Origin of the sequence: Nonomuraea sp. NPDC050556 (genome assembly GCF_044457355.1) — a bacterium.
Lineage (GTDB): Bacteria > Actinomycetota > Actinomycetes > Streptosporangiales > Streptosporangiaceae > Nonomuraea.
This window is the reverse complement of record NZ_JBITGU010000002.1, coordinates 1,634,735-1,661,358: the sequence shown is the minus strand read 5'-3', so window position 1 is coordinate 1,661,358 and position 26,624 is coordinate 1,634,735. Positions and strand designations below refer to the sequence as shown.

Sequence of the window (26,624 nt, the reverse complement as noted above, 5' to 3'; positions counted from 1 at the left end):
GATCGGCCATGAACGTCAGAGTCGTTCGATGATAGTGGCGTTGGCCATGCCGCCGCCTTCGCACATCGTCTGCAGGCCGTAGCGTCCACCGGTGTCTTCCAGGTGATTGAGCAGCGTGGCCAGCAGGCGAGTCCCGGAGGCGCCGAGCGGGTGGCCGAGCGCGATCGCGCCGCCGCGCGGGTTCAGCCGCTCGGGGTCGGCGCCGATCTCCTGCTGCCAGACCAACGGCACGGGGGCGAAGGCCTCGTTCACCTCGTAGGCGTCGATGTCCTCGATGCTCAGCCAGCTGCGCGCCAGGATCTTCTGGGTCGCAGGGATGACGCCGGTGAGCATGAGCAGCGGGTCGGAGCCGGTGACGGAGAAGGCGTGGAAGCGTGCTCGCGGGCGCAGGCCGAGGCGCTCGGCCATGTCCGCACTCATGATCAGCGCGGCGGAGGCGCCGTCGGTGAGTGGTGAGGAGTTGCCGGGCGTGATGCCCCACCCGATCTCGGGGAACCGCGCGGCGGACGGCTCATGGCGGAAGGCCGGGCGCAGCGCGGCGAGGCTCTCGGCAGTGGTCTGCGCGCGAACGGTCTCGTCGGTCGTGTGTGAGTGGATCGCTCCGTCCGGGCCGATGACCTCGACCGGCACGATCTCCCGGTCGAATCCGCCCGCCGCGGCCGTGGCGGCGGCCCGAGCGTGGGAGCGCGCCGCGTATTCGTCGAGCGTCTCGCGATCGAGCTTCCACCTGGCGGCGATCAGTTCGGCGGAGACGCCCTGCGGGATCAGGCCCTCGGGGTAGCGGCGATGCAGCCACGGGCCCCGGAAGTCCCGGTCCAGCGTGTTGGAGCCCATCGGGGCCCGGCTCATCGACTCGACTCCGGCCGCGATGACGATGTCGTACGCCCCGGCCATCACGCCCTGGGCCGCGAAGTGCATCGCCTGCTGGCTCGAGCCGCACTGCCGGTCGACGGTGGTGCCCGGGACGGACTCGGGCAGACCTGCCGCCAGCAGGGCGTGGCGGGCCACGTTGATCGACTGCTCGCCGCTCTGCGTGACGCAGCCGGCGATGACGTCGTCGACGAGCGCGGGATCCAGGTCGTTGCGCTGCATGAGGGCTTCCAGCACGGTGGCGAGCAGGTCGACCGGGTGGACGCCGGACAGCGCGCCGCCCGGCTTGCCCTTTCCGGAGGGGGTCCGCACCACGTCGACGATCACGGCTTCGTTCATCAACAGTCCTTACTTATCGCTCGCTAAGCAAAAGTTAGCCTTTTGCCCGGAAGGACGTCAAGATAGGCTGCATTAGTGCTTAGCGTACGATAAGTAGGGAGATAGATGATGGGGATCCCTGGACTCGAGCTGGCCGCGCTCCAGAGATATTTCGGCGAACACGTGCCCGAGTGCGCCGGGCCGCTGGAGGCCGAGCTCATTCACGGCGGCCGGTCCAACCTGACCTACCTCGTCACCGACGGCCAGGCGCGCTGGATCGTGCGACGACCGCCCCTGGGCCCGCTGACCCCCTCCGCCCATGACATGGGCCGCGAGTTCCGGGTGATGTCGGCGCTGCAGGACACCGCGGTGGCGGTCCCTCGCACAGTGGCCATGTGCGAGGACGCGGAGGTGATCGGAGCGCCGTTCAGCGTGGTCGCCTACGTGACGGGGCGAGTCCTGCGCACGCAGGAGGAACTCGACGACCTCACCCCCGCACAGCTGGACGCGTGCGCCGACGGGCTGGTGAACCAGCTGGCCGCCCTGCACGCGGTGCCGTACCAAGAGATCGGCCTGGCGGACTTCGGCAGGCCGGAGGGCTATCTCGCCCGGCAGGTCAAGCGCTGGCGCGGCCAGTGGGATCTGGTCGCGACCCGCGACCTTCCGGACCTGCACCGGCTCCACCACCTCCTGGAGTCAACGACCCCGGCCGAGAGCGCGGCCTCGATCGTGCACGGCGACTTCCGTGTGGACAACACGATCCTGGCCCCCGACGACCTCGGTCGTGTCCTGGCGGTCGTCGACTGGGAGCTCTCGGCGCTCGGCGATCCACTCGCCGATCTCGGCACGTTTCTCGCCTACCGCGACCCGGTCGTTGACGCGCTGCTCGGTGAGCCGACCGCGACCTCCAGCACGCGCTTCCCCGACCGGACGGCGCTGGCGGAGCGGTACGCCGCGCGAAGCGGTCGCGACCTGTCCGAGCTGCCGTTCTACCTGGCGCTCGCCTACTTCAAGATCGCGGTAATCGCCGAGGGCATCCACGCCCGCCACCTTCAGGGAGCGACAGTCGGCCGGGGCTTCGACGCGATCGGCAAGAGCGTGCCCACCCTGGTCCAGAACGGGCTGGAGCAGCTGTGAGGCCGCGCCGGACAGCCCTGGTCACCGGCGGCTCTCGAGGCATCGGCCTGGAGATCGCCCGCAGGCTCGCCGAGGAGGGCTACGACCTGACCCTCACCGCCCGTGAGTCCGATGCCCTGCGAAAGGAGGCGGTACGGCTGAGCGCCCTGGGGGCACGGGTCGAAGCGGAGCCGGGCGACATGGCGGCCGAGGAGGACGTTCGCAGGATCGCCGCCATGCACACCGCGCGGTTCGGGCGCCTGGACGCTCTGGTGATCAGTGCCGGAGTGGGATCGGCCGGGCGGCTGGCCGAGTATCCGATCCAGCGGTTCGACAAGCAGGTCTCCGTGAACGTCCGATCCCCGTTCCTGCTGATCGGCGAGCTGCTTCACCTCCTCCGCGCCACCGCCGAGCTGGAGCCGGCGACCGGAACGAAGATCATCGCAGTGTCGTCGCTCGCCGCCTTCGCCCCCGAGCCGGGACTGGCCGCCTATGCCGCCACCAAGGCCGCGCTCGTCGCCCTGTGTGCGGCGGTCAACACGGAGGAATCCTCGGCGGGCGTATCAGCCACGGCCATCTGCCCCGGCTACGTCGACACCGACATGAGCGCCTGGATCCATGACCGGATCCCGGCGGAGGAGATGATCTCCGCCGCCGATGTCGCCGAGCTGGCCCTGGCGATCACCCGCCTGAGCCGCCGGGCGGTCGTTCCCCACCTGCCCGTCCTCAGGCCGGGGGCCGAACTATGGCGCGGCTGACATCCGTACGGGAAGCTCGCTGATGCCGTTGATGAAGTTGGAGCGCAACCGTACCGGCGGACCGGTGACCTCGATCCTCGGGAAGCGCTCGAACAGGATCTTCAACAGGACGCGGGCTTCCAGGCGGGCCACGGAGTTGCCGAGGCAGAAGTGCGGGCCGGAACCGAAGGCCAGGTGCGGATTGTCGGTGCGGGTGATGTCGAAACGCTGCGGGTCGGGGAAGACGTTCTCGTCGCGGTTGGCGGAGGCGTAGCAGAGCACGACCTTGTCACCCGCGCGGATCTTGCTTCCGCCCAGCTCGAAGTCGGCGACAGCCGTACGGCGGAACTGCATGACCGGGCTGTGGAAACGGAGGACCTCCTCGATGGCCTGCGGCAGCAGCTCGGGCTGCCGGCGCAGCAGGAGCCACTGGTCGGGGTGCTGCGCCAGGGTGAGGATGGTGCCGGTGAGCAGGTTGCGCGTGGTCTCGTTCCCGGCGATCACCAGGAGCTGGAAGAAGCGGTCGAGCTCGTCGTCACTGAGCCGCTCGCCGTCGATCTCGGCGTTGACGACCAGGCTCCACACGTCGCCGGTGGGCTTGGCGCGCTTGTGGCGGGTCAGTTCGCGGGCGTAGGCGAACAGTTCGCCGAAGGCGGTGATGTAGGAGGTGCGGTCCACGGCCTGCGGATCGTCGAACCCGACCATCCGGTTCGTCCAGTCGAACAGCAGATGCCGCTCCGACCGGGGAATGCCCAGGATGTCGGCCAGCACCAGCAGCGGCATCTCGGCCGAGACGGCAGGCACCAGGTCCATCTCGCCGCCGTCGCCGAGCGCGTCCACGACGTCGTGGGCGTGCCTGACGAAGGAGTCCTGCAGCTGCTGGACGATGCGAGGGGTGAACGCCTTGCTCACGATGCGCCGCATCGCGGAGTGCTCCGGCGGGTCGATGTTCAGCATCATCAATTGCTGGACGCGAAGGTCGCGAGGGCTGACATCACGGACCACGGTGGCGCCCACATGCGAACTGAACACATCGGGAAGCCGGCCAGCGGTGGTGACGTCGGCATGCCGGGTGACCACCCAGAACCCGGGACCACCGCCGAAGTCCGCGGAGGCGGGTTCCGGGCACCAGGCCACCGGATCGTCCCGCCGCAGACGTGCGAAAACCTCATGGGGGAACCCGTTCAGATAGGTATCGGGGTTGCCGAGGTCGGGGATGGTCACTCTGTCTCCTTGATCATTTGGCGCGCCCATGCGTAGTCGACCTTGCCGTTGGCCTGCCTGCGCACCTCATCGACGCGAACGAAGGCCTTGGGCACCTTGTATCCGGCCAGCACCTCCCGGCAGCCGCGGGCCAGCTCCGCCGCGGCCACTCCCTCTTCGGAGGGGTGATAGAGCGCGACGATCTCCTGCCCCCAGCGCTCGCTCGGGCGGCCCACCACGAGCGCATCCAGCACGCCGGGCACCGCCCGGAGGACGGCTTCGACCTCCTCGGCGAAGACCTTCTCACCGCCGGTGTTGATCGTGGTCGCGTCCCGGCCGAGGAACTCGATGCCATCGGCCAGCAGCCGGGCCCGCTCTCCTGGCACGGAGAAGCGCCGGCCGTCGACGGTGACGAAGGTGGCGGCGGTCTTCTCCGGGTCACCGAGGTAGCCCAGCGGGATCGAGCCGCCCTGGGCCAGCCAGCCGACCTCCGGCTCGCCGGGCACCAGGAGGCGGGTCCGCGTCTCGTCGAGGACGATCGCGTTGCCCCGGCTCTCGAACCGGTTGCCGCCGCCGCTGCCGCGCCGCGCGTGCAGGCCGGTCTCGGAGGAGCCCAGCACGTCGGCGAGGCGGACGTGCGGCAGCAGTTCCCGGAGCCGGGCTTTGGTCTCCTCGCGCAGCACCGCGCCACTGTTCACGATGAGACGCAGCTCAGGCAGCTTCCTGGCCGACCTCTCCAGGTCCTCCACCAGAGGGGTGCCGAAGGCGTCGCCTACGATCATCAGCGAGGTGACTCCCTGGCGCTCGACGGTCTCCCAGAGCGTGGCGGCGTCGAACCGTTCCGGATTCGGCTGGATCACGACGGTGGCGCCACCCAGCCAGCCGCCGAACGCGAAGCCGATCCCCGCTCCGTGCATCAACGGAGGTGCGGGAAGCGCCCGGCCGCGGCTCAGCCGACCTTCTCGGACCCCCATCGGACCGCTGAGCATGTCGCCCACGCGCCAGATGACGCCCCGAGGCATCCCGGTGGTGCCGCCGGTGTAGAGGAGATGGCGGTCGTCCGCACTTGTTTCCGGCACGCCGTCGGCAGGGTCGGCCGCGGCCAGCGCCACCTCGTAGTCGATGGCGCCGTCGAGCAGGGGATGACCGCTGCCGTCAGCGACACACAGCAGGAGGGGACGGTGGTCGAGTCCGGTGAGAGCCTCCGCGAGCACCGGCGTGAACCGCTCGCCGTAAACCAGGGCGTCGGCGCGGGCGTCACGCAGCAGATATGCCAGCTCGTCGGAGGTGTACCGGTAATTGATGTTGAAGGGGGCCAGCGACGCCTTGTGCGCGCCGAGCACGCTCTCCAGGTACTCCGAGCCGTTGTGCAGGTACACACCGAGGTGGTCCTGCCCGGTCTCCCAGGCGGGAGTGGCCGCGCCGGGACGCCGGCGGCCCAGGCCGTGCGCGCGGAGGACAGCGGCCAGCCGCCGGGTGCGTTCGGTCGTTTCCCGCCAGGTGAAGGTGCGTTCCGCGATCACACAGGGCTGGTCGGCGAGCTCCTCGGCGATCGCCTCGTGCAGGGTGGCGAGGTCGGATTGAGTGACGGCCACGGGCAGACTCCTGGTTTCAGACGGTGGTGAACACCGGGTAGCTCTCGCTGCCCTGCGGGTGGCGGAAGACGGCGCGCAACGCCATGCCGGCGGACGGGGAGTCCGTCTCCAGGCGGGCGTGGAGCCACGGGCCCTCGTCGAGTTCGACGATCGCGACGGTGTAGGGCACCAGGTCGGTGTAGGCGCGGTTCGGCGCGCGGTGCACCACGGTCCACGACACGAGCCGTCCGGTCCCCGCCACGTCGCACCAGGCGGGCCCGGTCGCGCCGCAGGTCGTGCAGACGGCCGCCTCAGGCGGCAACGCCTGGCCGCAGCTCTCGCATCGCCTGATGACGAGGACTTCACGGGCTGCCGCGTCGAAGAAGGGCGCGCTCTTGTCGTCCCGCTGGATCAACGGCCAGGTGGTCATCGGCCCGCTCCGTTCAGCACCAGGGTCGCGTGGTGTTCGAGAATGCCGCCGTTGCCGCTGACCATGATGATCTCGCGCCGGTCGACCTGGCGTTCCCCCGCCTGGCCGCGCCCCTGGATGACGGCCTCGACCACGGGCGTGAACCCGGTGAGGTAGAAACCCGACAGCTGACCGCCGCCGGTGTTGCAGGGCAGGCGCCCACCGGGAGCGAGGTGGCCTTCGGCGGCGAAGGCGCCGCCCTGCCCCTTGGGACAGAAGCCGTAGTCCTCCAGCGTCACCATGACCGTGTAGGTGTAGCAGTCGTACAGCTGGAGCAGGTCGACATCGTCGATCGTGACTCCGGCCATCCGCAGCGCGGCCGGTCCGGCGTCCGCGGCGCCGGTGCGCAGTCCGAATTGCGAGTCCCGGTGCATCACCCGTCCCGGATGGGCCTGGGACCAGCCGAGGATGTCGACGGGTGGCTGGGCCAGGTCGCGAGCCCGTTCCGCCGTGGTGACGATCACCGCGGCGGCGCCGTTGGAGACCAGGCAGCAGTCGAGCAGATGCAGCGGATCGGCGATCAGCGGGGATTCCTGGTGCTCGGCCAGCGAGATGGGAGTCCGGAACTGCGCCACCGGGTTCATCGAGGCCCACTGACGCTGGGCTACCGCGATGGCGCCGAGCTGCTCGCTGCTCGTGCCGTACGTCTCGAAGTGGCGTCGTGCGGCGAGGGCGTAGAAGAGGTTCGGCGACACCGCACCGGATCCGGCGAGGTAGCCGGCGAATCCGGCACTTCCCGTCGCTCCGAAGGCGTCCCGTCCCGACCCCTTGGGGCGCAGGGGGGTGTCGGCGAAGACGCAGGCCACGGCCGAGGCCGCGCCCGTCCTGACGGCGTACGCCGCGTAGGCGATCATCACTCCGGGGCTGGCGCCGAGCGCTCCGATCTCGGCCAGCAACCGCAGATCCCGCAGGCCGAGCACCTTCTGGAGCGAGAGCTTCGGCGCACCTCGGGTTCCGGCGGTCACCAGCAGCCCGTCCAGGGCGGTGAGGTCGAGTCCCGCGTCGGCGGCGGCCAGCCGTACGGCCTGGGCGGCGAGGTCGGTCGCGCTGCGGTCGTACACCTTGCCGACCTCGGTGAGCCCGAGCCCGGCGATGGATGCCCTGCTCACGCCGTCACCGGCCCTTCCAGCTGGGCTCACGCTTCTCCGCGAACGCCCGAGGGCCTTCCTTGGCGTCCTCGCTCTTGAGGACCTCGCGGATCGCCTGGTTGCTGACCGCCCAGGCTTCGGGCGTCAAGTCCTCGTAGACCACATGCTTGCTGGCCTGTACGGCAAGCGGTGCGTTCTGCGCAATCAGATTGGCGAGCTCCAAAGCCGTGTCGAGAACGTCGGCCTCGGGCACGACCCGGTTCACCAGCCCCAAGCGAAGGGCCTCCTCCGCTGTGATCGGAGCACCGGTGAGGATCGCCTCCAGCGCGATGGCGAGCGGGATCCGCCGGGCCAACCGCAAGAGCCCGCCGCCCGCGGCGATGATGCCCCGCCGGACCTCCGGCAGGCCCAGGGTCGCCTTCTCGCTCATGACGGCCAGGTCGCAGGCGAGCATCAACTCGGTGCCGCCGCCGAGCGCGTAGCCGTTGACGGCGGCGATGAGGGGCTTGGCGACGCGTCGCTGGACGAAGCCGCCGAAGCCCCGTTCCCGCTGCTCGCGGGTGATGAGTGGACGGCCGGCGGCCAGTTCCTTCAGATCCGCGCCGGCGCTGAACGCGCGCCCGGCTCCGGTGAGCACGCCGACCCGCAGCTCCGGATCGGCGATCAGTTCGTCGATGCCTTCTTCGACCGCGACGGACATGGCGGCGTTGATGGCGTTCATCGCGTGCGGGCGGTTCAGAGTGATCACCGCGACGTGGCCCACCCGTCGCATGACCGCCGGGGGGTCTTCGCTCATCGTTGCTCCTCAAGGTGGGTTGCTGTCACAATATTGACCGTACGTACGGTTGGTCAACTCTCGGGAGCGGTTGTGTCCGTCGATTACGAGCAGGTCGGGTATCACGTTTCCAGCGGCATCGCGTCGATCTACCTGGCCCGCCCCCACGCCCGCAACAGCTACACCGTCACCATGGCCGACGAACTCGCCGACGCCCTCGACCGCGCCGACGCCGACGACGAGGTCCGGGTGGTGGTCCTCCAGGCAGAAGGCGACGACTTCTGCGTGGGCGCCGACCTGTCAGGAGGCGCGTTCGACCTTGGCGCCGAGGACGACGAGACGTGGGACGAACCCGCCGGGCGCTGCTCCATGCGCATCTTCGCCCTGCGCAAGCCGGTGATTGCCGTGATCCAGGGCGCTGCCGTGGGCGCCGGCTCGACGATCGTTCTGCCCTGCGACTTCCGCCTCGCCTCCCCGGACGCCCGCTTCGGCTTCGTCTTCACCCGTCGCGGCATCGTCCCGGAAGGCGCCTCGGCCTGGTTCCTGCCGCGGCTTGTGGGCATGGGCAAAGCCCTGGACTGGATGGTCAGCGGCCGGGTGTTCGGAGCCGACGAAGCGCTGGCCGCCGGGATGGTGTCCGAGGTGCGCCCCCGCGAGGAGCTGCTTCGACGGGCCTACTCGCTTGCCGAGGAGCTTGCTTCGAAGACCGCGCCTGTCGCTGTGGCGATCACTCGGCAGATGCTCTACCGGCTCAGCGGCAAGGACTCCCCTGAGGCTGCTCACCGCCTGGACTCCCGGCTGATCGCGGGCGCCATGGCGACGCCGGACGCGATGGAGGGCATCGCGTCATTCCTGGAGCGGCGCTCGCCGAACTTCCCGGGCAGGGTCAGTTCGGACCTGCCGGAGTACCTGCCCTGGACGTAGGCAGACCCTTACGCCTTGAGCGGGTAAGGGAGCCGGTCCAATGAGCGAATGGGCCGAGCTTGCTTCGCCTACTCGGCGGGATTGACGATCGACCCCTTGCCCGGCTTGGTAGTGATCAGCCCTTGCTCGCGAAGGGATTCCATCGCCTTGCGAACCGTGACCCGGGCGACGTCGAACTCCTCCTGGAGTTTCACCTCAGAGATGAGCGCCAGGGGCGGGTAGGTGCCGTCCTTGATCCGCTCGGCGACGACGCCTGCTATCTGCTCCCACTTGTAGAGCCTGGGGTCCCATTCGATCACAAGATGACTCTAGGTAGGCAGGGTGATGCAGGCATAGAACAGGTATTCCTAGGAATGGTGTAGACAGGTTAAGACAGGTTGACTTACGCTCGGGCCAGAGCCCCCACATGCAAGAGATCCCGTTGCCATGGCTGACCCGAACCCCTACCACGGCATCCATCCCGCTCCTGCGCGCAGTACATGCGAGCGTGTGGACTGGTCGCCGTGCGTACCGCGAACCGATCGGGTGCGCGTGCGCGCCCACACCTGCGAGTGCCTGCCGACGGTGTACGAGATGTGCGCAGCCGGTGGGCTGATGTTCGTCCGCCGCATCGACAGGAGGAACGGCCGGCCCGAGATGTGCGAATCCGTGTGGACGCGAGCGCGGGATGCGGAGGAGCTCTGGCGGCGACTCATCGCCGGTGAAGCGCGCTGATCCTTCGGGCCGCCAATAGCCAGCGCATTAGCCTGCCGATTACCCTTCCAATTTAGAGTGGGAGGGGCATGCAAGGGCGGATGCGCTGGTGGAACCGCCATTTGGAGGCACGCTGGTCGCCCCGACTCATATAGGCATTACTTCCCTATTCTTAGATGAGGCCAGTGCGTGGCCAACTGGGACAGCCTCATGCGAGTGCCTTTCGTATCGGCTGGAAGCCATTCCTCCCCTGCCGGGCTGTCATCCACGACACCACGGACACCTGTGGCCACTGGGACAGGCGGGTCTGTCAGTTTGCGCCGAAGGTTGGCCTCACGCTGCCTGCTGTGCAGCGAGAACAGCACAACCGTGGTGAGCCCCGTGGACTCGGCCAGCGCCTGATAATCGGCGAGCTTGCCAGCGACGCGCCCCAACGACTCGCTGCCGGTGTCGTATTCGAGGAAGAAGTCGAAGGTCAGGCCGTTCTCGCGCCAGCGCCCATAGGCGTCCGGGCGGACGATGTCGCCCCACATCGGACGGCAACGGCTTTCTGGCCACCATTGCAGCAGCTCAGCGGTCGTCGACCTGCGGGCGAGCCCGCGCAGTGCCGCGCCGAAACCGTTGACGCCGATCGTGTGGGCCAGGCGCTGACTTTGGGAGATCGCGAGAGTCTGAGCCGCCTGGTAGTCGGCGGTGGACAGAGCGCCCTCGTTCTGGGCCGAGAGCACGGCTGCGCCCGCAGGCCCGATCACGTAGTGGTAGGGAGCGGTGCCCATCCCCATGGGCAGGCGAGGACGGAAACGCTCCAGAAGCCCGAGGTCGTGCAGGGTGCGGAGGCGCTTACGGGCGAGGTCCTCGTTGTCGAAGAACATCAGGGCGAGCTGAGCCAGGGTGAGGACTCGCTGCTCCTGGATGATGTGGAGCAGTTGACGATCCCGGTCGGTGAGTCGTGCTGCCAGCCGAACGAGCGATTGGGGAGAGTGTCGGCGCAATCAGGTTTCCTCTCTTCCAATGAAGGGTGGGCTTTATAGCACACACCTCTGGCGGACCTTTGGCGAACATTTCTGCCAGAGCACTTGCCATAGACATGCCAGAGGTTCCCGGCTTAATCTAAGAATGCACTACTTTCTGGAATTGATTCCAGGCGCAGTGTGCGGATCTGAGGAATTGCCCCAATTTGCCATGACAGTGACGCGTTGTGGAGCCGTAGCCATGCGGCGACTTCACTCGTTCCCTTGCGGAGGAACGAGGATCACGTGGGCGGGGCCGTGACGAGCTCACGATCAGGCGTGCTGAAGGCGGCGTGGTGGGGTCTGGCCGCATGCGTCGGTATGGACCCGGCTCTGTTCTATCCGCCTCAAGGTGGCTCGGTCCGCGAGGCCAAGCGGATCTGCACCTCGTGCCCGATCCGGGTCAATTGCCTGGCCTATGGCCTGGCATACGGCGAGGTCTATGGAATCTGGGGCGGCACGACTGAAGACGAGCGGCGGCGGATGAGGAAGGCCGCATGACCCATCCGCCCCTCACCTTCAAACAGGCCGCCGAGCGCCTCAACGTGCCCGAGTCTTGGCTCCGTGAGAAGGTCGCCAAACGCCAGATCCCGCACACCCGCCTGGGCAAGCACGTCCGGTTCACCGAGGACGACCTGGAGGAGATCCTTCGCGCCGCCCGCCAACCGGCGATCCCGGCTGGGAGGCAACCATGAGAGGCACGGCCTCAGCGCCGTAGAGGTCCATCAAGGGCGCCAGTTCGCCTTTGGGCTGGTACGCCGTCCCGTCCCGCCGCCTGGCCAGAACCGACATCGACTCGGACCTGTAGACCTACTGACGCACACTCTTCGCGAGCAGGCGAGCGCGAGCCGAACTGATCCGAAGCTCACGGCGGAGAGTCTCAGCCGAGACCGGCCGCCCTGCAGTGCGGGCACGGTGCTCGGCGTCGATCCGGAGCGCTTCCTCGACCAGGTCATGATCGGACTGCAGGTCTACCGGTGCGGCATGCGGGTCCGGACGCGGACTCGCCGGCTCAGCGCTGTGCCGGAATTGCTGCAGGCGTCCGAGGAGACCGGGTCCCACCTCGCTCCAGCCGATCAGCAGCAGCGGCGCGACGGCGTCGAAGGCAGCTTTGCCGTACAAGCCTCCGGCTATGGGTTCGGCGATGTTCAACGCCAACGTCGCCAGACCCGAAAAGGCCAGCAACAGCCGTGCCGGACGTAGTTCGGCGGCCCGCACCCCACACAGCGCCAGATGACGGACTCCCACGATCAGCCCGATCACCGACAGATCGACCGCGGGACCAATCAACGGCGCGAGCCAGGGCGCAACACCGAGCCTCAACCCCAGCGACCACACGTTACCGAAGGAGAAGGCAAAGGTCAGGGCCGCGATGGTCAGCATCGTGGCCGTGACGATCCGCCGGGTGAACGCCTCCTCCGAGCTGCTGACCCGCCGTGCGGGTGAGTCCGAGTCCGGACTCGGGGTCTGCATCCCCACTCTCCTCCCCTTCCGGATCAGGCGACCGACCGGACGGCGCGGAGGCCACCGCCGAGGGCGCGATCGATGGATTCGATGAGGTCCTGGTCGACGTAGGGCAGCAGGTGACCGTAGCGGTCGATGGTCGTGGTGATCGACTTGTGGCCCATGCGGCGCTGGATGGCAGCCATCGGGATGTTGTCGGAGATCAGCCATGCCACGTGCGTGTGACGAAGATCATGGATGCGTGGACGCTTGGTCAGCCCGCGGGAGATCGCGTCGTCGACCGCCGGGATCCAGCGGCGGTCGTAGAAGGACGAGTGCCGCCACCACGACCCGGTCGGCGACTTGAAGACGAACTCCTCCGGATACTTGCCGGCGATGTGCGGCAGGATCGCGTCCAAGACCATCGGCGACAGGGCGATGGTCCGCCGGGACTGTTTGGTCTTGGGCGGGCCCAGCTTGAAGGTGTTGTCCGCCTGCCTCTTCCACGCCCGCCGTACGCGCAAAGTCGGCACCGGCTTGGCGAACGGCTCGATGTCACGCACCTGCAAGGCTGCGAGCTCGGCATAGCGCAGCCCCGTGCCGACGAACACGGTGAGCATGTCGCGGACATCCGCCTTGGCACAGGAGCGCAACAGGCTGAAGTCCTGCTCGGTGAGGAAGACCATCTCGTCGTCCCCCTCGCCGTCGTCCAGCCGAGGCAGGCGGGTGCGTGCGGCCGGGTTCGAGCTGCGAATCGGCGGGATGGCCTCCACGGCACTCTGCAGGATCGTGTAGAGCAGCCCGTGCAGGTTCTGGATGGTCTTGGGCGCCAGAGGTCGCCGGAGCCACTGGCGCGGTTCGACAGGGTCCGGAATGCCTCGGTGGAGCTGGTTCACCCAGGTGGAGACAGTGACCCGATCGAAGACCTGGCTCTCGTCTCGTAGATCGAGTTCGCCGAAGACCGGCAGAATGTGGTTCTTGAGGTCGCGCAGGTAGTCGCTCCGGGTACGGTCCTCGATCCCCGACAAGCTCGCCACCAAGCGCTGCGCGTACTGCCCGAAGGGCACAGGCGGATCAGGCTCCGCCTCCGCCGGGCCCTCAGGGGCCCAGCCGAAGCCCTTGACCCAGTTGTCCGGCCAGTAGTGCCCGCATGCCTCGACCGCCAGCTTGAAGGTGACCGCACTGGCCTTCTGGTCGAACGTCTCGGACTGCCACGCTCCGTCCGCGCTGCCGCCGAGCCGCCAGCGAACCCGGTAGCTGATCTTCTTGCCCTTGCCCGGGCGCTTCTCGATACTCGCCACACAGCAAGTTTCTGCAGGCCAGAGGCCATCCCAAAGGGAATCGAGAGAACCCGGATGTGCCCAAGATGTGCCCAAACGATCAAAAGCCCCGACCTGCGATCAAGGGATCGCCTGGTCAGGGCTGACAAAGGAGTGGAGCGGGTGACGGGAATCGAACCCGCGCTGTCAGCTTGGGAAGCTGATGTTCTGCCATTGAACTACACCCGCGAAACGACCGGAGCCGCGCCACTACTGTAGCGGAAACCAGCCGCACTTCGGCAAGCCGCAACCCCCAACCACGGTAGGTTGCTCGATGTGCTGCTCTCCGACCGCGACATCCTGGCCGAGATCGAGCTCGGGCGCCTCATGCTCGACCCCTTCGACAAGGACATGATCCAACCGTCCAGCATCGACGTCCGCCTCGATCGTTTCTTCCGTGTCTTCGAAAACCATAAATATCCGCACATCGATCCAGCGATCGAGCAGCCTGACCTCACCCGGGAAGTCGAGCCGGAAGGTGATGATCCATTCATCCTGCACCCCGGAGAGTTCGTCCTCGCCAGTACCTATGAGGTGATCACCCTCCCCGAGGATCTGGCTTCCCGGCTGGAAGGGAAGTCGAGTCTCGGCAGGCTGGGGCTGCTGACGCACTCCACGGCCGGGTTCATCGACCCGGGGTTCAGCGGCCACGTCACGCTGGAGCTGTCCAACGTCGCCACTCTGCCGATCAAGCTGTGGCCGGGCATGAAGATCGGCCAGCTGTGCGTGTTCCGGCTGAGCTCCCCCGCCGAGCATCCGTACGGCTCGGAGAAGTACGGCTCGCGGTACCAGGGCCAGCGCGGACCCACCCCGTCCCGATCTTTCCTGAACTTTCACCGCACCCGCATCTAGCCAGAAAACGCGGGGGCCGTAACGTGATGGGCAAAAAGGCGCTCAAAGTACCGCCTACAGCGGTATTGCGCGCCTAACAGAGGGTAGCCAGTACGTGAAGTTCGCATTTCCGCTGGTAAGCCGTACCCTCTTCCACGGACCATCCCCGCACATCTGGAGAACGACGTGCGCCTGCGTCTCACGCCTCGTGAGGACAGCTACTACGACCTGTTCGCCGACTCGGCGAACAATCTGGTCACAGCATCCCGCCTGCTGGTTGAGATCATCAGTGACGGCTCGGACAGGGAAGCCCTGGCCGAGAAGATGCGTGCTTGCGAGCACGCCGGTGACGAGCGCACCCACGCGATCATGAACCGGCTCAACGAGAGCTTCATCACGCCCTTCGACCGCGAGGACATCTACCGCCTCGCGTCGAACCTCGACGACGTCATGGACTTCATGGAAGAGGCCTCAGACCTCATCGTCCTCTACCAGATCGACCACCTCCCCAAGGACGTGGTCAGGCAGGTGGAGGTCCTTGAGCGGGCCGCAGAACTCACCGCGGAAGCGATGCCCCGGCTTCGCTCGATGAAGAACCTCAACGAGTACTGGATCGAGGTCAACCGCCTGGAGAACCAGGGCGACCAGGTCTACCGCCGCCTGCTCGCCAAGCTTTTCAGCGGCGAGTACGACGCCCTCACCGTCATGAAGATGAAGGAAGTCATCGACAGGCTGGAGGAGGCCGCAGACGCATTCGAGCACGTGGCCAACACGGTCGAATCGATCGCGGTCAAGGAAAGCTAAGTGGAGCTCGCACTCATCATCGGCGTCGTCGTGGTCGCCTTGGTGTTCGACTACACCAACGGCTTCCATGACGCCGCCAACGCGATCGCGACCTCGGTCTCGACTCGCGCCCTGACCCCCAAGGCCGCGCTGTTCATGGCGGCCGCGATGAATTTCCTCGGCGCGCACCTGGGCGAGCAGGTGGCCAAGACGGTCGGCAGCGGCATCATCGATCCGCCGCAGGGCGTCAGCGGTCTGGTCATCGTGGGCGCCGGCCTCATCGGGGCCATCGTCTGGAACCTGATCACCTGGTACTTCGGCCTGCCCTCCTCCTCCAGCCACGCGCTGATCGGCGGGCTGGTCGGCTCCGCGCTGGCCGCTTCGGCGACCGTCCACTGGGACGGCGTCGTCAACAAGGTGGTCATCCCCATGGTCATCTCACCGCTGGTGGGCTTCACCCTCGGCGCGATGATCATGGTGGCAATCTACTGGATCTTCCGTCACGCGCAACCCGGCAAGACCAATCGGGGCTTCCGCTACGCGCAGACGGTCTCGGCCGCCGGCATGGCGCTGGGCCACGGTCTCCAGGACGCGCAGAAGACGATGGGCGTGATCTTCCTCGCGCTCACCGTGGGCGGTTACGCCCAGCCTGGAGAGGAGATCCCGCAGTGGGTCATCCTCTCCGCCGCGACGGCCATCTCGCTGGGCACCTGGGCGGGCGGCTGGCGCATCATGCGCACGCTGGGCCGGCGCATCATCGCGCTGGACCCGCCGCAGGGCTTCGCGGCCGAGACGGCGGCCTCCAGCGTGCTCTACGTCGCGGCCATCGGCTTCGGCGCACCGATCTCCACCACGCACGTCGTGACGAGCGCGATCATGGGTGTCGGCGCGACGAAGCGGTTGTCCGCCGTCCGGTGGGGGATCGCGGGCAACATCGTGACCGCGTGGGTCCTCACCATCCCGGCGGCCGCACTGGTGGCGGCCATCGCGTTCTACATCATCCACTGGCTGGTGGTGTAGCCGCGTACATCACGTCGACGTCCCACTGGCTGAACCCGAGCCCGGTGTACAGCCGGATCGCCGCGGCGTTGGCCTCGTCCACGTAGAGCATCACCTGGGCGAGGCCGCGCGAGCGGAGATGGTGCAGCCCGGCGAGGGTCAGCGCCTTGCCCAGGCCCGTCCCCTGCTGGGAGGGGTCGATGCCGACGACGTAGACCTCGCCGACCGGATCGTGCCCGTGGTCGGTGGAACCGTGGACCTTCGTCCAGTGGAACCCGACCAGCCGCGAATCACGAAAAGCTAGGAAAAATCCGGCGGGGTCGAACCATGACTCCCGCTCGCGCAACTGCAGATCCTCGAGCGTCCACGAGCCCTGCTCCGGGTGATGCGCGAAGGCCGCGGCGTTGACCTTGAGCCACGCCTCCTCGTCCTGCCCGGGCACGAAGGCCCGAACCTGGACCCCGTCCGGCAGCTCGTAAGAAGGCACCGGCGCGAAGAGCGACCGCCGCATCTGCCACAACGACCGGACCCGCTCGAACCCCATCGATGCGGCCAGCCCGGCAGCCCCGGACCCGCCCCCGTGCGCCCACAGGCGCAGCCGTCCCCCCGCAAGATCGAGTACGGCGCGCAGCAGCGTCCCGCCATGGCCGCGGCGACGGAAGGCGGGATGGATCACCAGCTCCCCGCTCGGCCCCTCGACCTCGTCCGTCGGGTCCACGTGCGCGTACCCGGCCAGCGAGGACCCGTCGTACAGCAGCAGTGACCTGGCCCGCTCGTCCCCGCCATAACGCATGTGCAGCATCACGTGCTCGTTGAGCGGCCTGACGCCGTCCGCCTCCGTGGCCGCCTCGACGACGCCCAGAACCTCGCCGACTTCCTGGTCATCCAACCGTTCCTTGACATCCACGCGAACCGTCACAGCTCGAACTCTAGGCGTCCCACTGGCAAATACCGCCATCTGCTGCCCCCATGAATCGTTACCTTTGAGACATTTGATGCATAGATAAGCCCCGTAACGTCTCGGCCATGACGTCTCGTTCCCTCCTCCGCCTCGTGCTGGCCGGAACCGTGGCCGCAGGCGGGTTAGCCCTCGCGGTCGGTCCAGCCACCGCCGTGGCCAAGCCGGCCAGGACCGTTCCAGTCCGGCTGCTGGCCCTCAACGACTTCCACGGCAACATCGAGCCCCCGACCGGCTCGTCAGGACGCATGGTCGACGAGAACGGCCAGACCGTCGAGGCAGGCGGCGCGGTCTACCTCGCGACCCACATGAAGCAGCTGGCGGACCAGAACACGATCGGCGTCGCCCAGGGCGACCTGATCGGCGCCACGCCGCTGATCTCCGCCGCCTACCACGACGAGCCCTCCGTCGAGCTGCTCGGCAAGCTCGGCGTCCAGGTCTCCGCCGTCGGCAACCACGAGTTCGACGAGGGATACGCCGAGCTCAAGCGCATCATGAACGGCGGCTGCCACCCGGTGGACGGCTGCTCGCCCTCAGGCCCGTGGAAGGGCGCGACGTACGACTACGTCGGCGCGAACGTGCTGCTCAAGAACCCGGGGGAGCGGAACCCTGACGCGCTCAAGGCGCTCGGGAGCAACTCCCAGGTGACGAAGATGATGTCCGACTGGGGCGTCCCCGCCCTGCCGCCGGTCAGCGTCAAGTGGATGAACGGCGTGCCGATCGGCTTCATCGGCCTGGTCACCCAGACCACGCCGAACATCGTCACCGCGGACGGCATCAAGGACCTGAAGTTCGTCGACGAGGTCAAGGCGGCCAACCTGGCCTCCAAGATCCTCAAGCTGTTCGGCATCAAGGCCCAGGTCGTGCTCGTGCACGAGGGCGACCAGGTCAACGTCGGCCAGTCGCCGGACGCCTGCAGCGCCATCCCCGGCGCGGGCAACCGCATCGCGACGCAGGTCGACCCCGAGATCGACATGGTCCTGTCCGGCCACTCGCACCAGGCCTACCTGTGCAACGTCAAGGACCCAGCGGGCAACGACCGCCTCTACTCCCAGGGCGGCTCGTTCGGCCGCGTGATCACCTCGGTCGACTTCCAGGTGGACACGCGCACCCGTGACGTCGTACGGAGCACCGTCGCCGCCGACAACCACGTCGTCACCCGTACGGTCACCCCGGACCCGGAGATCGCCACGTGGGTCGCGGCCCGCAAGGCCGACGTCGCCGCAGTGGCGAACAAGGTCGTCGGCAGGATCACCGCGGACATCACCACCACCGCGGCCCCGTCCGGCGAGACCCCGCTGGGCGACCTGATCGCCGACGGGCAGCTCGCCGCCACGAAGACGGGCGGTGAGGCGCAGATCGCGCTGATGAACCCGGGCGGCGTGCGCGCGCCGCTGACGTTCGCCGGCTCTCCCGCCGGTGAGGGCGACGGCGTCGTGACGTACGGCGAGGCGTTCACGGTGCAGCCGTTCAACAACCTCATGCAGGTCGTGACGCTGACCGGGGCGCAGCTGAAGACGATCCTGGAGCAGCAGTTCACGGGCGGCCCGAACAACCAGCCGTTCCAGAAGATCCTTCAGCCGTCGGCGAACCTGTCGTACACCTACAGCAAGAGCGCCGCGTGGGGCACGAAGGTGTCCAACATCAAGATCGACGGCACCCCGGTGACGGACACGCAGTCGATCAGGGTGGCTGCCAACAACTTCCTCGTGGGCGGCGGCGACGCGTTCGCCGGCTTCAAGGACGGCACCAACCTGTGGAGCGGCCCGCTCGACATCGACGCCTTCGTCGACCACCTCGGCAAGAACAACCCGATCGCCCCTCCGGCCACCAACCGCATCACCGTTACTGACTGACCAGGAGCCCCGCGCGGAGAACTCTCCGCGCGGGGCTCTCCCCATAACCAGGGGGTACGGCAGGCCGTGGGACGCCCAGTCGCCGTAGGTGGCCGGGCTCCTTCCAGGGACACGGCCGACGAGCGGGCAAACGCGCCGCCGAAACGACCGCCCGTGCACTACAGCAGTGCGTCCATGAACATCAGGGCGTGCCAGGCCACATACGCCGCCAGTGAGCAGAACGCCCACTCCTTCCCGCGCTGCACCCGTGACACCCACCGCAGTGCCTCCACCGGCTCCGCCTGCACGCGCCCGGCGCGCACCAGGAAATACGCCGACGCGAGCCACGCCGCCCCCGACGCGGCCAGCAGACCGCTGGAGATCGCCAGCACCACGCCGGTGCCCATCGAGCCCCCGGGAAGCTGCCGCGTCCACACGGCCAGGACGGCGGTCAGGAGGGAGACCGCGATCCGGCGGTCCCGGCGTGCCTGGCGCTTGAGCCACCGCAGGTCCCTGCGCAGTTGGTTCTTGAGCATCGTGGTCACCTCCGACGGAGATACGAGTAGCTGGGATACCAGCTAACGACACGACCCTCACGAAGATCTGCGACGTAAAATCACGACATTTCGCGTAATTCTGCGCGGACACGGCGGAGTTCGTTCACATCCCCCACCTCCTCCAGCACCCGCGCCGCCTCAGCGTGGTAAGAAACCGCCTCCTCCACCTGGCCCAGCCGCCGCGCGATCAACCCCAGCGCGCGCAACGCGCACCCCAGGTCCCGCCGCGTCCCGCACCGCGCGTGCACCTCCCGCGCCTGCTCGGCGTACACCGCCGCCTCCCCGGCCCGGTCGAGGTCCAGCAACACCATCGCCAGCGTCGTCTGCGCCGCCGCCCACCGATCGCGCGTCCCCGTCTCGTACTGCAACTCCGCCGACTCCCTGGCCGGCGCCAGCGCCTCGGCGGGCCGTCCCAAAGCGTGCAGCGCCTGCGCGATCGACAGCAGCGCGCTCGCCTTGTTGTCGCGCAACTCCTCCCTGATCGCCAGCGCCGCGCGCGCCGCCCGCAGGGCGTCCTTGACCCGCTCCAGCGACACGTAGGTGTGCGCCAGCGTCTCCTGCACGTCCGCCTCGACCCGCCTGTTGCCGGTGTCCTGCACGATGTCCAGCGCCTCAAGCGCGAACACGAACGCGACCTGCGGCTGCCCCTGGCGCCGCCGCACCCGCGCCAGCCGGTTCAGCATCCTGGCCTCGACCGGCCGGTCGCCGATCTCCCTGCTGATCGCCAGCGCCTGGCGCAGGTAGTCGTCGGCGCGCAGGTAGTCGGCCAGCCGCCAGTGCACCAGCCCGATGTCGCCGAGCGTCTCAGCCTCGCCCTGCCGGTGCCTGAGCTCCTGCTGTACGGCCAGCGCCTTCGTGTAGTGCTCCAGCGCCTCGCCGTACAACGAGCTGTTGCGCGCGATGCGCCCCAGCGCCGAGAGCGCCCGCCCAGAGCCGTGCTGGTCGCCCGTCGCCGTGTAACCGGCCAGGGCCAGGGCGGCGTCGCGCTGCGCGTCCTGGGGCAGGCGCAGCGAGTCGTAGATCTCGGCCAGGCAGAGCAGCGTCTCGGCGCGTGCGTGCTCCTCGCCCAGCTCGTCGCAGATCGACAGCGCCTCCAGCCCCTCCGACAGCGCCGCGTTCGACTCGCCCAGGTGCTGCTGCACCCGCGCCAGGATGATCAGGCTCTGCGCCTCCCCGGCCCGGTCGCCGAGCTGCTCGCGCACCTCCAGGGCCTGCCCCGCGTGCAGCAGCGCCAGCTCGTGCTGCTCGCGCGACAGGTGCAGCCGGGAGATCGTGTGCAGGCTGTCGCCGACCCCGGCCAGGTCGCCGAGCTCGTTGAAGAGGTCGAGCGCCGCGCCCGCGCGGTCGAGCGCCTCCTCGTAGCGCCCGGCTATGCCGTACACCTCGGCCAGGTCGTTGAGCGCGCGGGCCCGGCCGTCGCGGTCGCCGAGCTCGCCGAAGAGGTCGAGCGCGGCGCGGATGTGGCGGGCGGCCGTGGTGGACGGGCCGACGACGCGGTGGATGGAGCCGAGGTGGCCGTTCATGAGCGCGATCGCGGGACGGTTGCCGATGCTCTGCGCGGAGGCCAGGCCGGTCTGCTGGATCTCCAGGTTGTTCTCGTAGTAGCGCAGCCTGGTGAACGGCTCGTAGACGGCGGCGGCGAGCTGCCAGGCGATCCCGTGGTTGCCGGTCTCCTCGGCCAGCCGTACGACGGAGACGAGCGAGCGGCGCTCGGCCTCGAACCACTGCGCGTCGGCCGTCGAGGCCATGGCCAGGTAGTGGTCGAGCAGCCGCACGCGCGCCTCGCGCACCCCGGCCTCCGCGTGCCTGCCCAGCTCCCTGGCCAGCCGCTTGACCAGGTCGTGAATCCGGTAGCGCGACCCGGCCTGCGGCTCGATCAGGTAGGCGCGGTGCAGCGCCTCCAGCGCCGACAGCACCTCGGAGACGGGCGAGCCCAGCGCCGCCGCGAGCACGGCGGGGGTGAAGTCACGACCGGGGAGCAGCCCGATGTGGCGGAAGGCGCGGCGGTGCATGTGCCCGAGCGACTCGTAGGCCAGGTCGAGCGCCGAGCGGAACGCCTCCTCCGGGTCCCCGGTCAGCGAGCGGTCGGGCCTGCGCAGCTCCTCCACCCGCGACTCGACGCTCAGCCCCGGGTTCTCCGTCAGCTTCGCCGCCGAGATGCGCAGCGCGAACGGGTGGTAGGAGCACACCCGCGCCAGCGAGGCCAGCGAGTCGCGGTCGTAGCCGTCGCCCAGGATCGTCACCAGCAGCGCCACCGCGTTGCCCGGGTCGAGCACGTCGAGGTCCAGGAGCTCCGCGTCGCCCGTGGCCCGCAGCGGCGCCATCCTGGTCCTGCTGGTCACCAGCACGACGCAGTCCCTGCTGCCCGGCAGCAGCGCCCTGACCTGCGCGGGGTCGGCCGCGTTGTCGAGGATCAGCAGGAGCTTCCTGTTGGCGAGCCTGCTCCGGTAGAGCAACATCAGCTCGGCCTCGTCCGAGGCGGGCATCTGCCTGCCGACGCCCAGCGAGCGCAGGATCTGCCCGAGCGCCTCGGCCGTGGTCATCGGCGGCTGGCTCGGCGAGTGCCCGCGCAGGTCGATCACGATCTGCCCGTCGGGGAAGCGGCCGGCGTTCAGATGCCCCCAGTGCGTGGCCAGCGCCGTCTTCCCGACCCCCGGCAACCCCTGGATGACCATGGTGTTCGTACGGCGGGCGCGGTCGAGCCACGAGGTCAGCAGGTCGAGGCTCTGCTGCCGCCCGGTGAAGTCGGGCAGGTCGGCGGGCAGCTGCGCCGGTCTGGGCACCTGGGTGGACGGCAGGGCGTAGGCCTCGCCCGTGGGCGGGAGCACCGTTCCGTCCCACGGCGTGGCCAGGTGCTCCCAGGCTCCGGCGATCTCGCGTAACGCGTGCGTGTCGGTGATGCGCAGGCGCCGGTAGCGCGGCCGTACCAGCACGCCCTCGTCCACCCACTGGGTGAGCTGGCGCTGGACCACGTCGGGCGAGCTGCCGACCAGGTCGGCGAGCGTCTCCTGGGACAGGGGAGGGGCGGACTCGGCCGCCAGGCCGTACCTCTGCTCCAGGGTCAGCAGCCACACCGCGAGCCTGGTCGCGACGGGCGCGCGGGCCAGGACCTCGTGCCGCCTGGCCAGCACGCTCCTGGCGAACAGCTCGTTGTGCAGCAGCGGGAGCGCGGACGGGTGCTCCCTGAGCATGCGGACGTCGAGCGGCCACGCGCGCACCTCGGTGAGGGCCTCCACCCACGGCAGCTCGCCGGCGTCCCAGAAGGCCAGCTCGCCGACCAGGTCACCGGGCCCGCGCAGGTCGTGGATGACATACCTGCCACCGACCGGCGTGAACTCCTTGGCGTAGCCGCTGTCGAGCACGAAGATCCGGTTGGACGGCAGCGAGGGCGAGCACAGGAACTCGCCGCGGCGTAACACGCGCAGCCGGGCAGCCTCTTCGACCAGCGAGAGGAAGCCACCCACACAGTGAGCCTAGACGTGCGCGGGTGATCTGTCGTTGAGCTCCTGGCCGCGGTCGGGCACGAACCGGTAGCCGACGTTGCGCACGGTGCCGATCAGCGCTTCGTACTCGGGGCCGAGCTTGGCGCGCAGGCGCCTGACGTGCACGTCCACGGTCCTCGTGCCGCCGAAGTAGTCGTAGCCCCACACCTCCTGCAGCAGCTGGGCGCGGGTGAAGACCCGGCCGGGGTGCTGGGCGAGGTACTTGAGGAGTTCGAACTCCTTGAACGTGAGGTCGAGCGCCCGGCCGCGCAGCCGCGCCGTGTAGGTGGCCTCGTCGATGGACAGCTCGCCGCTGCGGATCTCGTCGGGAGCCTCGTCGGTCGACGCCATCGAGATGCGGCCGGTCGCCATCCGCAGGCGCGCCTCGACCTCGGCCGGTCCCGCGTCGGAGAGCAGCACGTCGTCGACGCCCCACTCGGCGGTCATGGCGGCCAGCCCGCCCTCGGTCACGATGACGAGCAGCGGGCAGTCGATGCCGGTGGTACGCAGCAGGCGGCAGAGCGACTTGGCCTGCACCAGCTCGCGGCGCGCGTCGACGAGTACGGCGTCGGCGGGTGGTTGGTTGATGAGCGCGGAGGCCTCGGCGGGCGCGACCCTGACCGAGTGCAGCAACAACCCCAGCGCCGGCAACACCTCGGCAGATGGCTCGAGGGCATTGGTCAGCAGGAGCAATTGGCTCATTTCGGCCTCCTCAAACACGCAGGGACCCGGGGGCTACGTCGCCCAGGTCCCGTAGGTGAGGATACCCAACGAGAATGTGGCGTCCACTGTGCGTCCATCTGGTGAACACGCACAATCGTCAGAGAGCAACTGTGAGGACAGGCATGGCGACAGCAAAGGTCAGATATTGGGCGGCCGCAAAGGACGCTGCGGGCACTTCTGAGGAGGATTTCGAGGCGGAGACGCTCGCCGAGCTCATGACGAAAATCACACTCGACCGGGCCGAGCTGGCCAGGGTCGTGAGCAGGTCGTCCTTCCTCGTCGACGGAAATCCCGTGGGAAAGCGGGACCACAACGGCGTCATCCTGGCCGACGGCGCGACTGTGGAGGTTTTGCCGCCATTTGCCGGAGGATGATCGATCCCCTTTTCCCGGGGTAATCGATAGGCTCATGTCCCCGCCCGAGACTGGGAGCCCGATGCGCAAGCTGATCGTCTTTCTGATCGTGCTGGTCGTCCTCCTCGCCGTGGTCGACAGGGTCGCCGTCGCAGGTGTGCAGCGCGACCTTTCCAACCGGATCTCCGCCGCGGCCGACCTCTCGGGCACGCCGACGGTGACCATACAAGGCATCCCGTTCCTCACCCAGGCGCTCGCGGGACGCTACCCCGAGGTCCGCTTCGACCTGGGCACGCTCAACCTGACCGGGGTGCCGATCAAGAACCTGAACGGCGTCGCCTACAACGTGACCGCGCCGCTGACGGACGTGATCCAGAACACCGCGGACATCAGGGCGGAGCGCCTGGTCGTGCACGGCACGGTCAGCAGCGCGACCATCGACAGGTTCGCGCCCAAGGGCATAAAGATCACCGGGAACGGCCGCGGGCTCGTCGCCACCGGCGAGGTGCCCGTCGGCCTGCAGAAGGTGAAGTTCACCGCCGAGATGGCCGTCGAGGTGGGCGAGGGCGGGCTCAGGCTCGTCGCCACCAAGATCCAGGGCGTGCCGGACGCGCTCGCCAGGCTGGTGACCTACACGATCCCGATGAAGGGCAAGATGCCGTTCAACGCGAAGGTGACCAGCGTCAAGCCGGTGGCACAGGGCCTGGAGTTCACCGCAGAGGGAAGTGACGTACCTCTCAATGGACGAGGTTGAACCAGGTGGTCACGCCGTACGTCGTGAGGGTGTGAGTCCAGCTGGAACCGCCGACGAGGAACTCGTACGGACGCTCTTCGACGAGCACGCTGGGCCGCTTTACGGTTACGTACTGCGACTGACCGGGGATTCCGGCCGAGCGGAGGATGTGGTGCAGGAGACGCTGCTGAGAGCCTGGCGGCATCCTGACGCGCTCTCCGGCCGTCCGATCAGGGCCTGGTTGTTCACAGTCGCCCGGAACCTGGTCGTCGACCAGCACAGGGCGCGTAAAGCCAGGCCACAGGAGACGACGGACGACGCCCTGGCCGTGCTGCCCGCCGATGACGAGCTGGAGCACGCGGTGGAGTCGTGGGCCGTGGCAGAGGCGCTGGCCGCCTTGCGGCCCGAGCACCGCGAGGTGCTCATGGAGGTCTACTACCGGGGGAGATCGGTGAAGGAGGCGTCTGCGACGCTCGGCATTCCCGCGGGTACGGTCAAGTCCCGCACCTACTACGCGTTGCGCGCGCTCAAGCTCGCTCTGGAAGAGCGGGGGCTGGCACCGTGAACTGCGAAGACGTACGGCTGTCGCTGGGCGCGCACGCGCTCGGCGCGCTGGAGCCGGAAGAGGCGCTGGAGATGGACAACCATCTGGCGACCTGCGACGCGTGCCTGACGGAGTTCACCGAGCTGTCCGGGCTGACCCACTTCCTGGCCAAGGTGTCCGAGCGGGACGTGGAGCTGGTGACCCGCCCTCCTCGCCAGGTGCTTGACCGGTTGCTCAACGACCGCGCCAAGCGGCACAGGCGCGGGCGGCTGATGCTGGTCGCTGCCGCTTCCGTCGCGGTGCTCGCGGTGGGCGGCACGGTGGTGTCCACGGTGGTCGCGCAGCAGAACAGCGGCGGCGGCAGCACGGCCGCCTCGGCGCCCAAGGCCGCGGAAAGCCAGGAGGCCGACGCGCAGCCGTTCGGGGCGGCGGCCACGCCTACGCCTGAGTCGCCCGCGCTGACCAAGGCGGAGGCGTCGCCCGACGCGCGCGACATGATGCCGGGCCTGACCTTCAAGGGCAGGTCGGGCAAGGTGCGCGCGCTCGTGACCGCGACCTCGGGCCAGAGCGGCACCGGCGTCACCGTGGTCGTGACCGGCGTGCCCGTCGGCACCCAGTGCAGCCTGACCGTGGTGAGCAAGTCGGGCGCCCGGGAGACCGCGGTGAAGGTCTGGACCATCACCGCCGAGGACTACGAGCGCGAGACCGCCTTCCCCGGCAAGACGTCCTTCGCGGTGCAGGACATCGCGCGCTTCGACCTCGTCACCTCTGAGGGCAGGACGCTGCTCACCGCCAAACCCGTCAACGGCTGAGGGAAGAAGCGGGAGGCCACGCCGGTTGCACCTGAGGTGACCGGACTGTGGATCGTGCTCGGCACGCTGGCGCTGGGGACGGTGATCGGGTTGGTACGGCTGCGCAACGACGGCAAGCTGCAGGACAGCCTGTCTGAAGCGGTGCTGGGCGTGCCTCTGGGGGAGCGGGCGACGCTCGTCCAGTTCTCCAGCGCGTTCTGCCAGCCGTGCCGCGCGACGCGCCGCGTGCTCGGCGAGGTGGCCGCGATCGTGCCCGGCGTCACCCACGTGGAGATCGACGCGGAGTCGCGGCTGGACCTGGTGCGGGAGCTCGACATCATGCGCACTCCGACCACACTGATCCTCAACAGTTCAGGAAAAATCATCAAAAGGGCGGCTGGGCAGCCCAGGAAAGTCGACGTCATCGCGGCGTTGGGCACGGCTGTATCTCAAGACCCGGACGAGATGTGACAGATGGCGAGACGCCAGGTAGTGT

General features: G+C 68.6%; 28 protein-coding genes and 1 tRNA gene. 14 read left to right on the top strand and 15 right to left on the bottom strand.

Translation table 11 applies throughout. The annotated features are described in order from the left end of the window. Positions 1 to 15 precede the first annotated feature (15 nt). A complete protein-coding gene (locus tag ACIBG8_RS25965; protein ID WP_397345518.1) occupies positions 16 to 1,209 on the bottom strand; it encodes a thiolase family protein in 1,194 nt (397 codons plus the stop codon). A 105-nt stretch (positions 1,210 to 1,314) separates the two neighbouring features. Between ACIBG8_RS25965 and ACIBG8_RS25960 the strand changes: the two genes are divergently transcribed. After that, positions 1,315 to 2,325, top strand: coding sequence for a phosphotransferase family protein (locus ACIBG8_RS25960; RefSeq protein WP_397345517.1), 1,011 nt, complete (start codon positions 1,315 to 1,317; stop codon positions 2,323 to 2,325). Then, complete coding sequence (locus ACIBG8_RS25955) at positions 2,322 to 3,062, top strand: SDR family NAD(P)-dependent oxidoreductase (protein ID WP_397345516.1); 741 nt, start codon at positions 2,322 to 2,324, stop codon at positions 3,060 to 3,062. The genes ACIBG8_RS25960 and ACIBG8_RS25955 overlap by 4 nt, the downstream gene beginning before the upstream one ends. On the opposite strand, the gene ACIBG8_RS25950 is transcribed toward ACIBG8_RS25955, so the two are convergent. The 5 genes from ACIBG8_RS25950 to ACIBG8_RS25930 are packed head-to-tail and all read right to left on the bottom strand — an operon-like array spanning position 3,048 to position 8,171. Beyond that, positions 3,048 to 4,265 carry a cytochrome P450 gene (locus ACIBG8_RS25950; RefSeq protein ID WP_397345515.1) on the bottom strand — a complete coding sequence of 406 codons (1,218 nt, stop codon included), beginning with the start codon at positions 4,263 to 4,265 and terminating at the stop codon, positions 3,048 to 3,050. The two genes, ACIBG8_RS25955 and ACIBG8_RS25950, sit on opposite strands and share 15 nt — an antisense overlap. After that, positions 4,262 to 5,839, bottom strand: coding sequence for an AMP-binding protein (locus ACIBG8_RS25945; protein ID WP_397345514.1), 1,578 nt, complete (start codon positions 5,837 to 5,839; stop codon positions 4,262 to 4,264). Before ACIBG8_RS25945 ends, ACIBG8_RS25950 begins: the two co-directional genes overlap by 4 nt. A 16-nt stretch (positions 5,840 to 5,855) precedes the next feature. Next, complete coding sequence (locus ACIBG8_RS25940; protein ID WP_397345513.1) at positions 5,856 to 6,248, bottom strand: Zn-ribbon domain-containing OB-fold protein; 393 nt, start codon at positions 6,246 to 6,248, stop codon at positions 5,856 to 5,858. Next, positions 6,245 to 7,396, bottom strand: coding sequence for a thiolase family protein (locus ACIBG8_RS25935; protein WP_397345512.1), 1,152 nt, complete (start codon positions 7,394 to 7,396; stop codon positions 6,245 to 6,247). The genes ACIBG8_RS25940 and ACIBG8_RS25935 overlap by 4 nt, the downstream gene beginning before the upstream one ends. A gap of 4 nt (positions 7,397 to 7,400) precedes the next feature. Next, positions 7,401 to 8,171 carry a crotonase/enoyl-CoA hydratase family protein gene (locus tag ACIBG8_RS25930; protein ID WP_397345511.1) on the bottom strand — a complete coding sequence of 257 codons (771 nt, stop codon included), beginning with the start codon at positions 8,169 to 8,171 and terminating at the stop codon, positions 7,401 to 7,403. Positions 8,172 to 8,243: 72 nt separating this feature from the next. Between ACIBG8_RS25930 and ACIBG8_RS25925 the strand changes: the two genes are divergently transcribed. Then, entirely contained in the window at positions 8,244 to 9,074 is an 831-nt protein-coding gene (locus ACIBG8_RS25925; protein WP_397345509.1) for an enoyl-CoA hydratase-related protein, read from the top strand. Positions 9,075 to 9,142: 68 nt separating this feature from the next. On the opposite strand, the gene ACIBG8_RS25920 is transcribed toward ACIBG8_RS25925, so the two are convergent. Both ACIBG8_RS25920 and ACIBG8_RS25915 read right to left on the bottom strand, forming a co-directional pair. Beyond that, a complete protein-coding gene (locus ACIBG8_RS25920; RefSeq protein WP_397345508.1) occupies positions 9,143 to 9,373 on the bottom strand; it encodes a GntR family transcriptional regulator in 231 nt (76 codons plus the stop codon). Positions 9,374 to 9,925: 552 nt separating this feature from the next. Continuing rightward, the gene (locus ACIBG8_RS25915; RefSeq protein WP_397345507.1) at positions 9,926 to 10,759 is read right to left on the bottom strand and encodes a replication-relaxation family protein; all 834 of its coding nucleotides are present in this window, start codon (positions 10,757 to 10,759) and stop codon (positions 9,926 to 9,928) included. A gap of 297 nt (positions 10,760 to 11,056) precedes the next feature. Here ACIBG8_RS25915 and ACIBG8_RS25910 point away from each other — a divergent pair, with 297 nt between their 5' ends. Together ACIBG8_RS25910 and ACIBG8_RS25905 are read left to right on the top strand one after the other, a co-directional pair. After that, complete coding sequence (locus ACIBG8_RS25910; RefSeq protein ID WP_397345506.1) at positions 11,057 to 11,278, top strand: WhiB family transcriptional regulator; 222 nt, start codon at positions 11,057 to 11,059, stop codon at positions 11,276 to 11,278. Further along, positions 11,275 to 11,472, top strand: a complete 198-nt coding sequence (locus ACIBG8_RS25905) for a helix-turn-helix domain-containing protein (protein WP_397345505.1) — start codon at positions 11,275 to 11,277, stop codon at positions 11,470 to 11,472. The genes ACIBG8_RS25910 and ACIBG8_RS25905 overlap by 4 nt, the downstream gene beginning before the upstream one ends. Before the next feature lie 115 nt (positions 11,473 to 11,587). On the opposite strand, the gene ACIBG8_RS25900 is transcribed toward ACIBG8_RS25905, so the two are convergent. From ACIBG8_RS25900 to ACIBG8_RS25890, 3 genes are all read right to left on the bottom strand, one after another. Next, entirely contained in the window at positions 11,588 to 12,250 is a 663-nt protein-coding gene (locus ACIBG8_RS25900; RefSeq protein WP_397345504.1) for a hypothetical protein, read from the bottom strand. A 23-nt stretch (positions 12,251 to 12,273) separates the two neighbouring features. Continuing rightward, positions 12,274 to 13,521: a tyrosine-type recombinase/integrase gene (locus tag ACIBG8_RS25895; protein ID WP_397345503.1), complete on the bottom strand. Its 1,248-nt coding sequence runs from the start codon at positions 13,519 to 13,521 to the stop codon at positions 12,274 to 12,276. 133 nt (positions 13,522 to 13,654) lie between these two features. Next, positions 13,655 to 13,728, bottom strand: a tRNA-Gly gene (locus ACIBG8_RS25890). 87 nt (positions 13,729 to 13,815) lie between these two features. On the opposite strand from ACIBG8_RS25890, the gene dcd reads away from it, so the two are divergent. From dcd to ACIBG8_RS25875, 3 genes are all read left to right on the top strand, one after another. Next, positions 13,816 to 14,391 carry a dCTP deaminase gene (gene dcd / locus ACIBG8_RS25885; RefSeq protein WP_397345502.1) on the top strand — a complete coding sequence of 192 codons (576 nt, stop codon included), beginning with the start codon at positions 13,816 to 13,818 and terminating at the stop codon, positions 14,389 to 14,391. A 165-nt stretch (positions 14,392 to 14,556) separates the two neighbouring features. Beyond that, on the top strand, positions 14,557 to 15,174 hold the full coding sequence (locus ACIBG8_RS25880) for a DUF47 domain-containing protein (protein ID WP_397345501.1): 618 nt from the start codon (positions 14,557 to 14,559) through the stop codon (positions 15,172 to 15,174). Next, positions 15,175 to 16,173, top strand: coding sequence for an anion permease (locus ACIBG8_RS25875; protein WP_397345500.1), 999 nt, complete (start codon positions 15,175 to 15,177; stop codon positions 16,171 to 16,173). Here ACIBG8_RS25875 and mshD read toward each other — a convergent pair. Next, the gene (mshD, locus tag ACIBG8_RS25870) at positions 16,151 to 17,071 is read right to left on the bottom strand and encodes a mycothiol synthase (RefSeq protein WP_397345499.1); all 921 of its coding nucleotides are present in this window, start codon (positions 17,069 to 17,071) and stop codon (positions 16,151 to 16,153) included. The genes ACIBG8_RS25875 and mshD overlap by 23 nt on opposite strands. 107 nt (positions 17,072 to 17,178) lie before the next feature. On the opposite strand from mshD, the gene ACIBG8_RS25865 reads away from it, so the two are divergent. Beyond that, a complete protein-coding gene (locus ACIBG8_RS25865; protein WP_397345498.1) occupies positions 17,179 to 18,966 on the top strand; it encodes a bifunctional metallophosphatase/5'-nucleotidase in 1,788 nt (595 codons plus the stop codon). Positions 18,967 to 19,124: 158 nt separating this feature from the next. Here ACIBG8_RS25865 and ACIBG8_RS25860 read toward each other — a convergent pair whose 3' ends face one another. From ACIBG8_RS25860 to ACIBG8_RS25850, 3 genes are all read right to left on the bottom strand, one after another. Beyond that, positions 19,125 to 19,481: a hypothetical protein gene (locus tag ACIBG8_RS25860; RefSeq protein ID WP_397345497.1), complete on the bottom strand. Its 357-nt coding sequence runs from the start codon at positions 19,479 to 19,481 to the stop codon at positions 19,125 to 19,127. 80 nt (positions 19,482 to 19,561) lie between these two features. Next, the gene (locus ACIBG8_RS25855) at positions 19,562 to 22,966 is read right to left on the bottom strand and encodes a tetratricopeptide repeat protein (protein WP_397345496.1); all 3,405 of its coding nucleotides are present in this window, start codon (positions 22,964 to 22,966) and stop codon (positions 19,562 to 19,564) included. A 9-nt stretch (positions 22,967 to 22,975) separates the two neighbouring features. After that, entirely contained in the window at positions 22,976 to 23,686 is a 711-nt protein-coding gene (locus tag ACIBG8_RS25850) for a winged-helix domain-containing protein (RefSeq protein ID WP_397345495.1), read from the bottom strand. A gap of 143 nt (positions 23,687 to 23,829) precedes the next feature. Here ACIBG8_RS25850 and ACIBG8_RS25845 point away from each other — a divergent pair, with 143 nt between their 5' ends. From ACIBG8_RS25845 to ACIBG8_RS25825, 5 genes are all read left to right on the top strand, one after another. Continuing rightward, entirely contained in the window at positions 23,830 to 24,081 is a 252-nt protein-coding gene (locus tag ACIBG8_RS25845) for a MoaD/ThiS family protein (RefSeq protein WP_397345494.1), read from the top strand. Between the two features lie 61 nt (positions 24,082 to 24,142). Next, positions 24,143 to 24,814 carry a DUF2993 domain-containing protein gene (locus tag ACIBG8_RS25840; RefSeq protein WP_397345493.1) on the top strand — a complete coding sequence of 224 codons (672 nt, stop codon included), beginning with the start codon at positions 24,143 to 24,145 and terminating at the stop codon, positions 24,812 to 24,814. Between the two features lie 31 nt (positions 24,815 to 24,845). Next, positions 24,846 to 25,358: a sigma-70 family RNA polymerase sigma factor gene (locus ACIBG8_RS25835; protein ID WP_397345492.1), complete on the top strand. Its 513-nt coding sequence runs from the start codon at positions 24,846 to 24,848 to the stop codon at positions 25,356 to 25,358. After that, positions 25,355 to 26,149, top strand: coding sequence for an anti-sigma factor family protein (locus ACIBG8_RS25830; RefSeq protein WP_397345491.1), 795 nt, complete (start codon positions 25,355 to 25,357; stop codon positions 26,147 to 26,149). The genes ACIBG8_RS25835 and ACIBG8_RS25830 overlap by 4 nt, the downstream gene beginning before the upstream one ends. Before the next feature lie 90 nt (positions 26,150 to 26,239). Next, the gene (locus ACIBG8_RS25825; protein ID WP_397346188.1) at positions 26,240 to 26,599 is read left to right on the top strand and encodes a TlpA family protein disulfide reductase; all 360 of its coding nucleotides are present in this window, start codon (positions 26,240 to 26,242) and stop codon (positions 26,597 to 26,599) included. The last annotated feature ends 25 nt before the right edge of the window (positions 26,600 to 26,624 follow it).

Excerpts from the sequence above, each read along its gene's own strand:
- ACIBG8_RS25965 (WP_397345518.1), bottom strand. The coding sequence starts at position 1,209 with ATGAACGAAGCCGTGATCGTCGACGTGGTGCGGACCCCCTCCGGAAAG.
- ACIBG8_RS25960 (WP_397345517.1), top strand. The coding sequence starts at position 1,315 with ATGATGGGGATCCCTGGACTCGAGCTGGCCGCGCTCCAGAGATATTTC.
- ACIBG8_RS25940 (WP_397345513.1), bottom strand. The coding sequence starts at position 6,248 with ATGACCACCTGGCCGTTGATCCAGCGGGACGACAAGAGCGCGCCCTTC.
- ACIBG8_RS25930 (WP_397345511.1), bottom strand. The coding sequence starts at position 8,171 with ATGAGCGAAGACCCCCCGGCGGTCATGCGACGGGTGGGCCACGTCGCG.
- ACIBG8_RS25905 (WP_397345505.1), top strand. The coding sequence starts at position 11,275 with ATGACCCATCCGCCCCTCACCTTCAAACAGGCCGCCGAGCGCCTCAAC.
- ACIBG8_RS25900 (WP_397345504.1), bottom strand. The coding sequence starts at position 12,250 with ATGCAGACCCCGAGTCCGGACTCGGACTCACCCGCACGGCGGGTCAGC.
- ACIBG8_RS25865 (WP_397345498.1), top strand. The coding sequence starts at position 17,179 with ATGACGTCTCGTTCCCTCCTCCGCCTCGTGCTGGCCGGAACCGTGGCC.
- ACIBG8_RS25860 (WP_397345497.1), bottom strand. The coding sequence starts at position 19,481 with ATGCTCAAGAACCAACTGCGCAGGGACCTGCGGTGGCTCAAGCGCCAG.
- ACIBG8_RS25850 (WP_397345495.1), bottom strand. The coding sequence starts at position 23,686 with ATGAGCCAATTGCTCCTGCTGACCAATGCCCTCGAGCCATCTGCCGAG.
- ACIBG8_RS25845 (WP_397345494.1), top strand. The coding sequence starts at position 23,830 with ATGGCGACAGCAAAGGTCAGATATTGGGCGGCCGCAAAGGACGCTGCG.
- ACIBG8_RS25840 (WP_397345493.1), top strand. The coding sequence starts at position 24,143 with ATGCGCAAGCTGATCGTCTTTCTGATCGTGCTGGTCGTCCTCCTCGCC.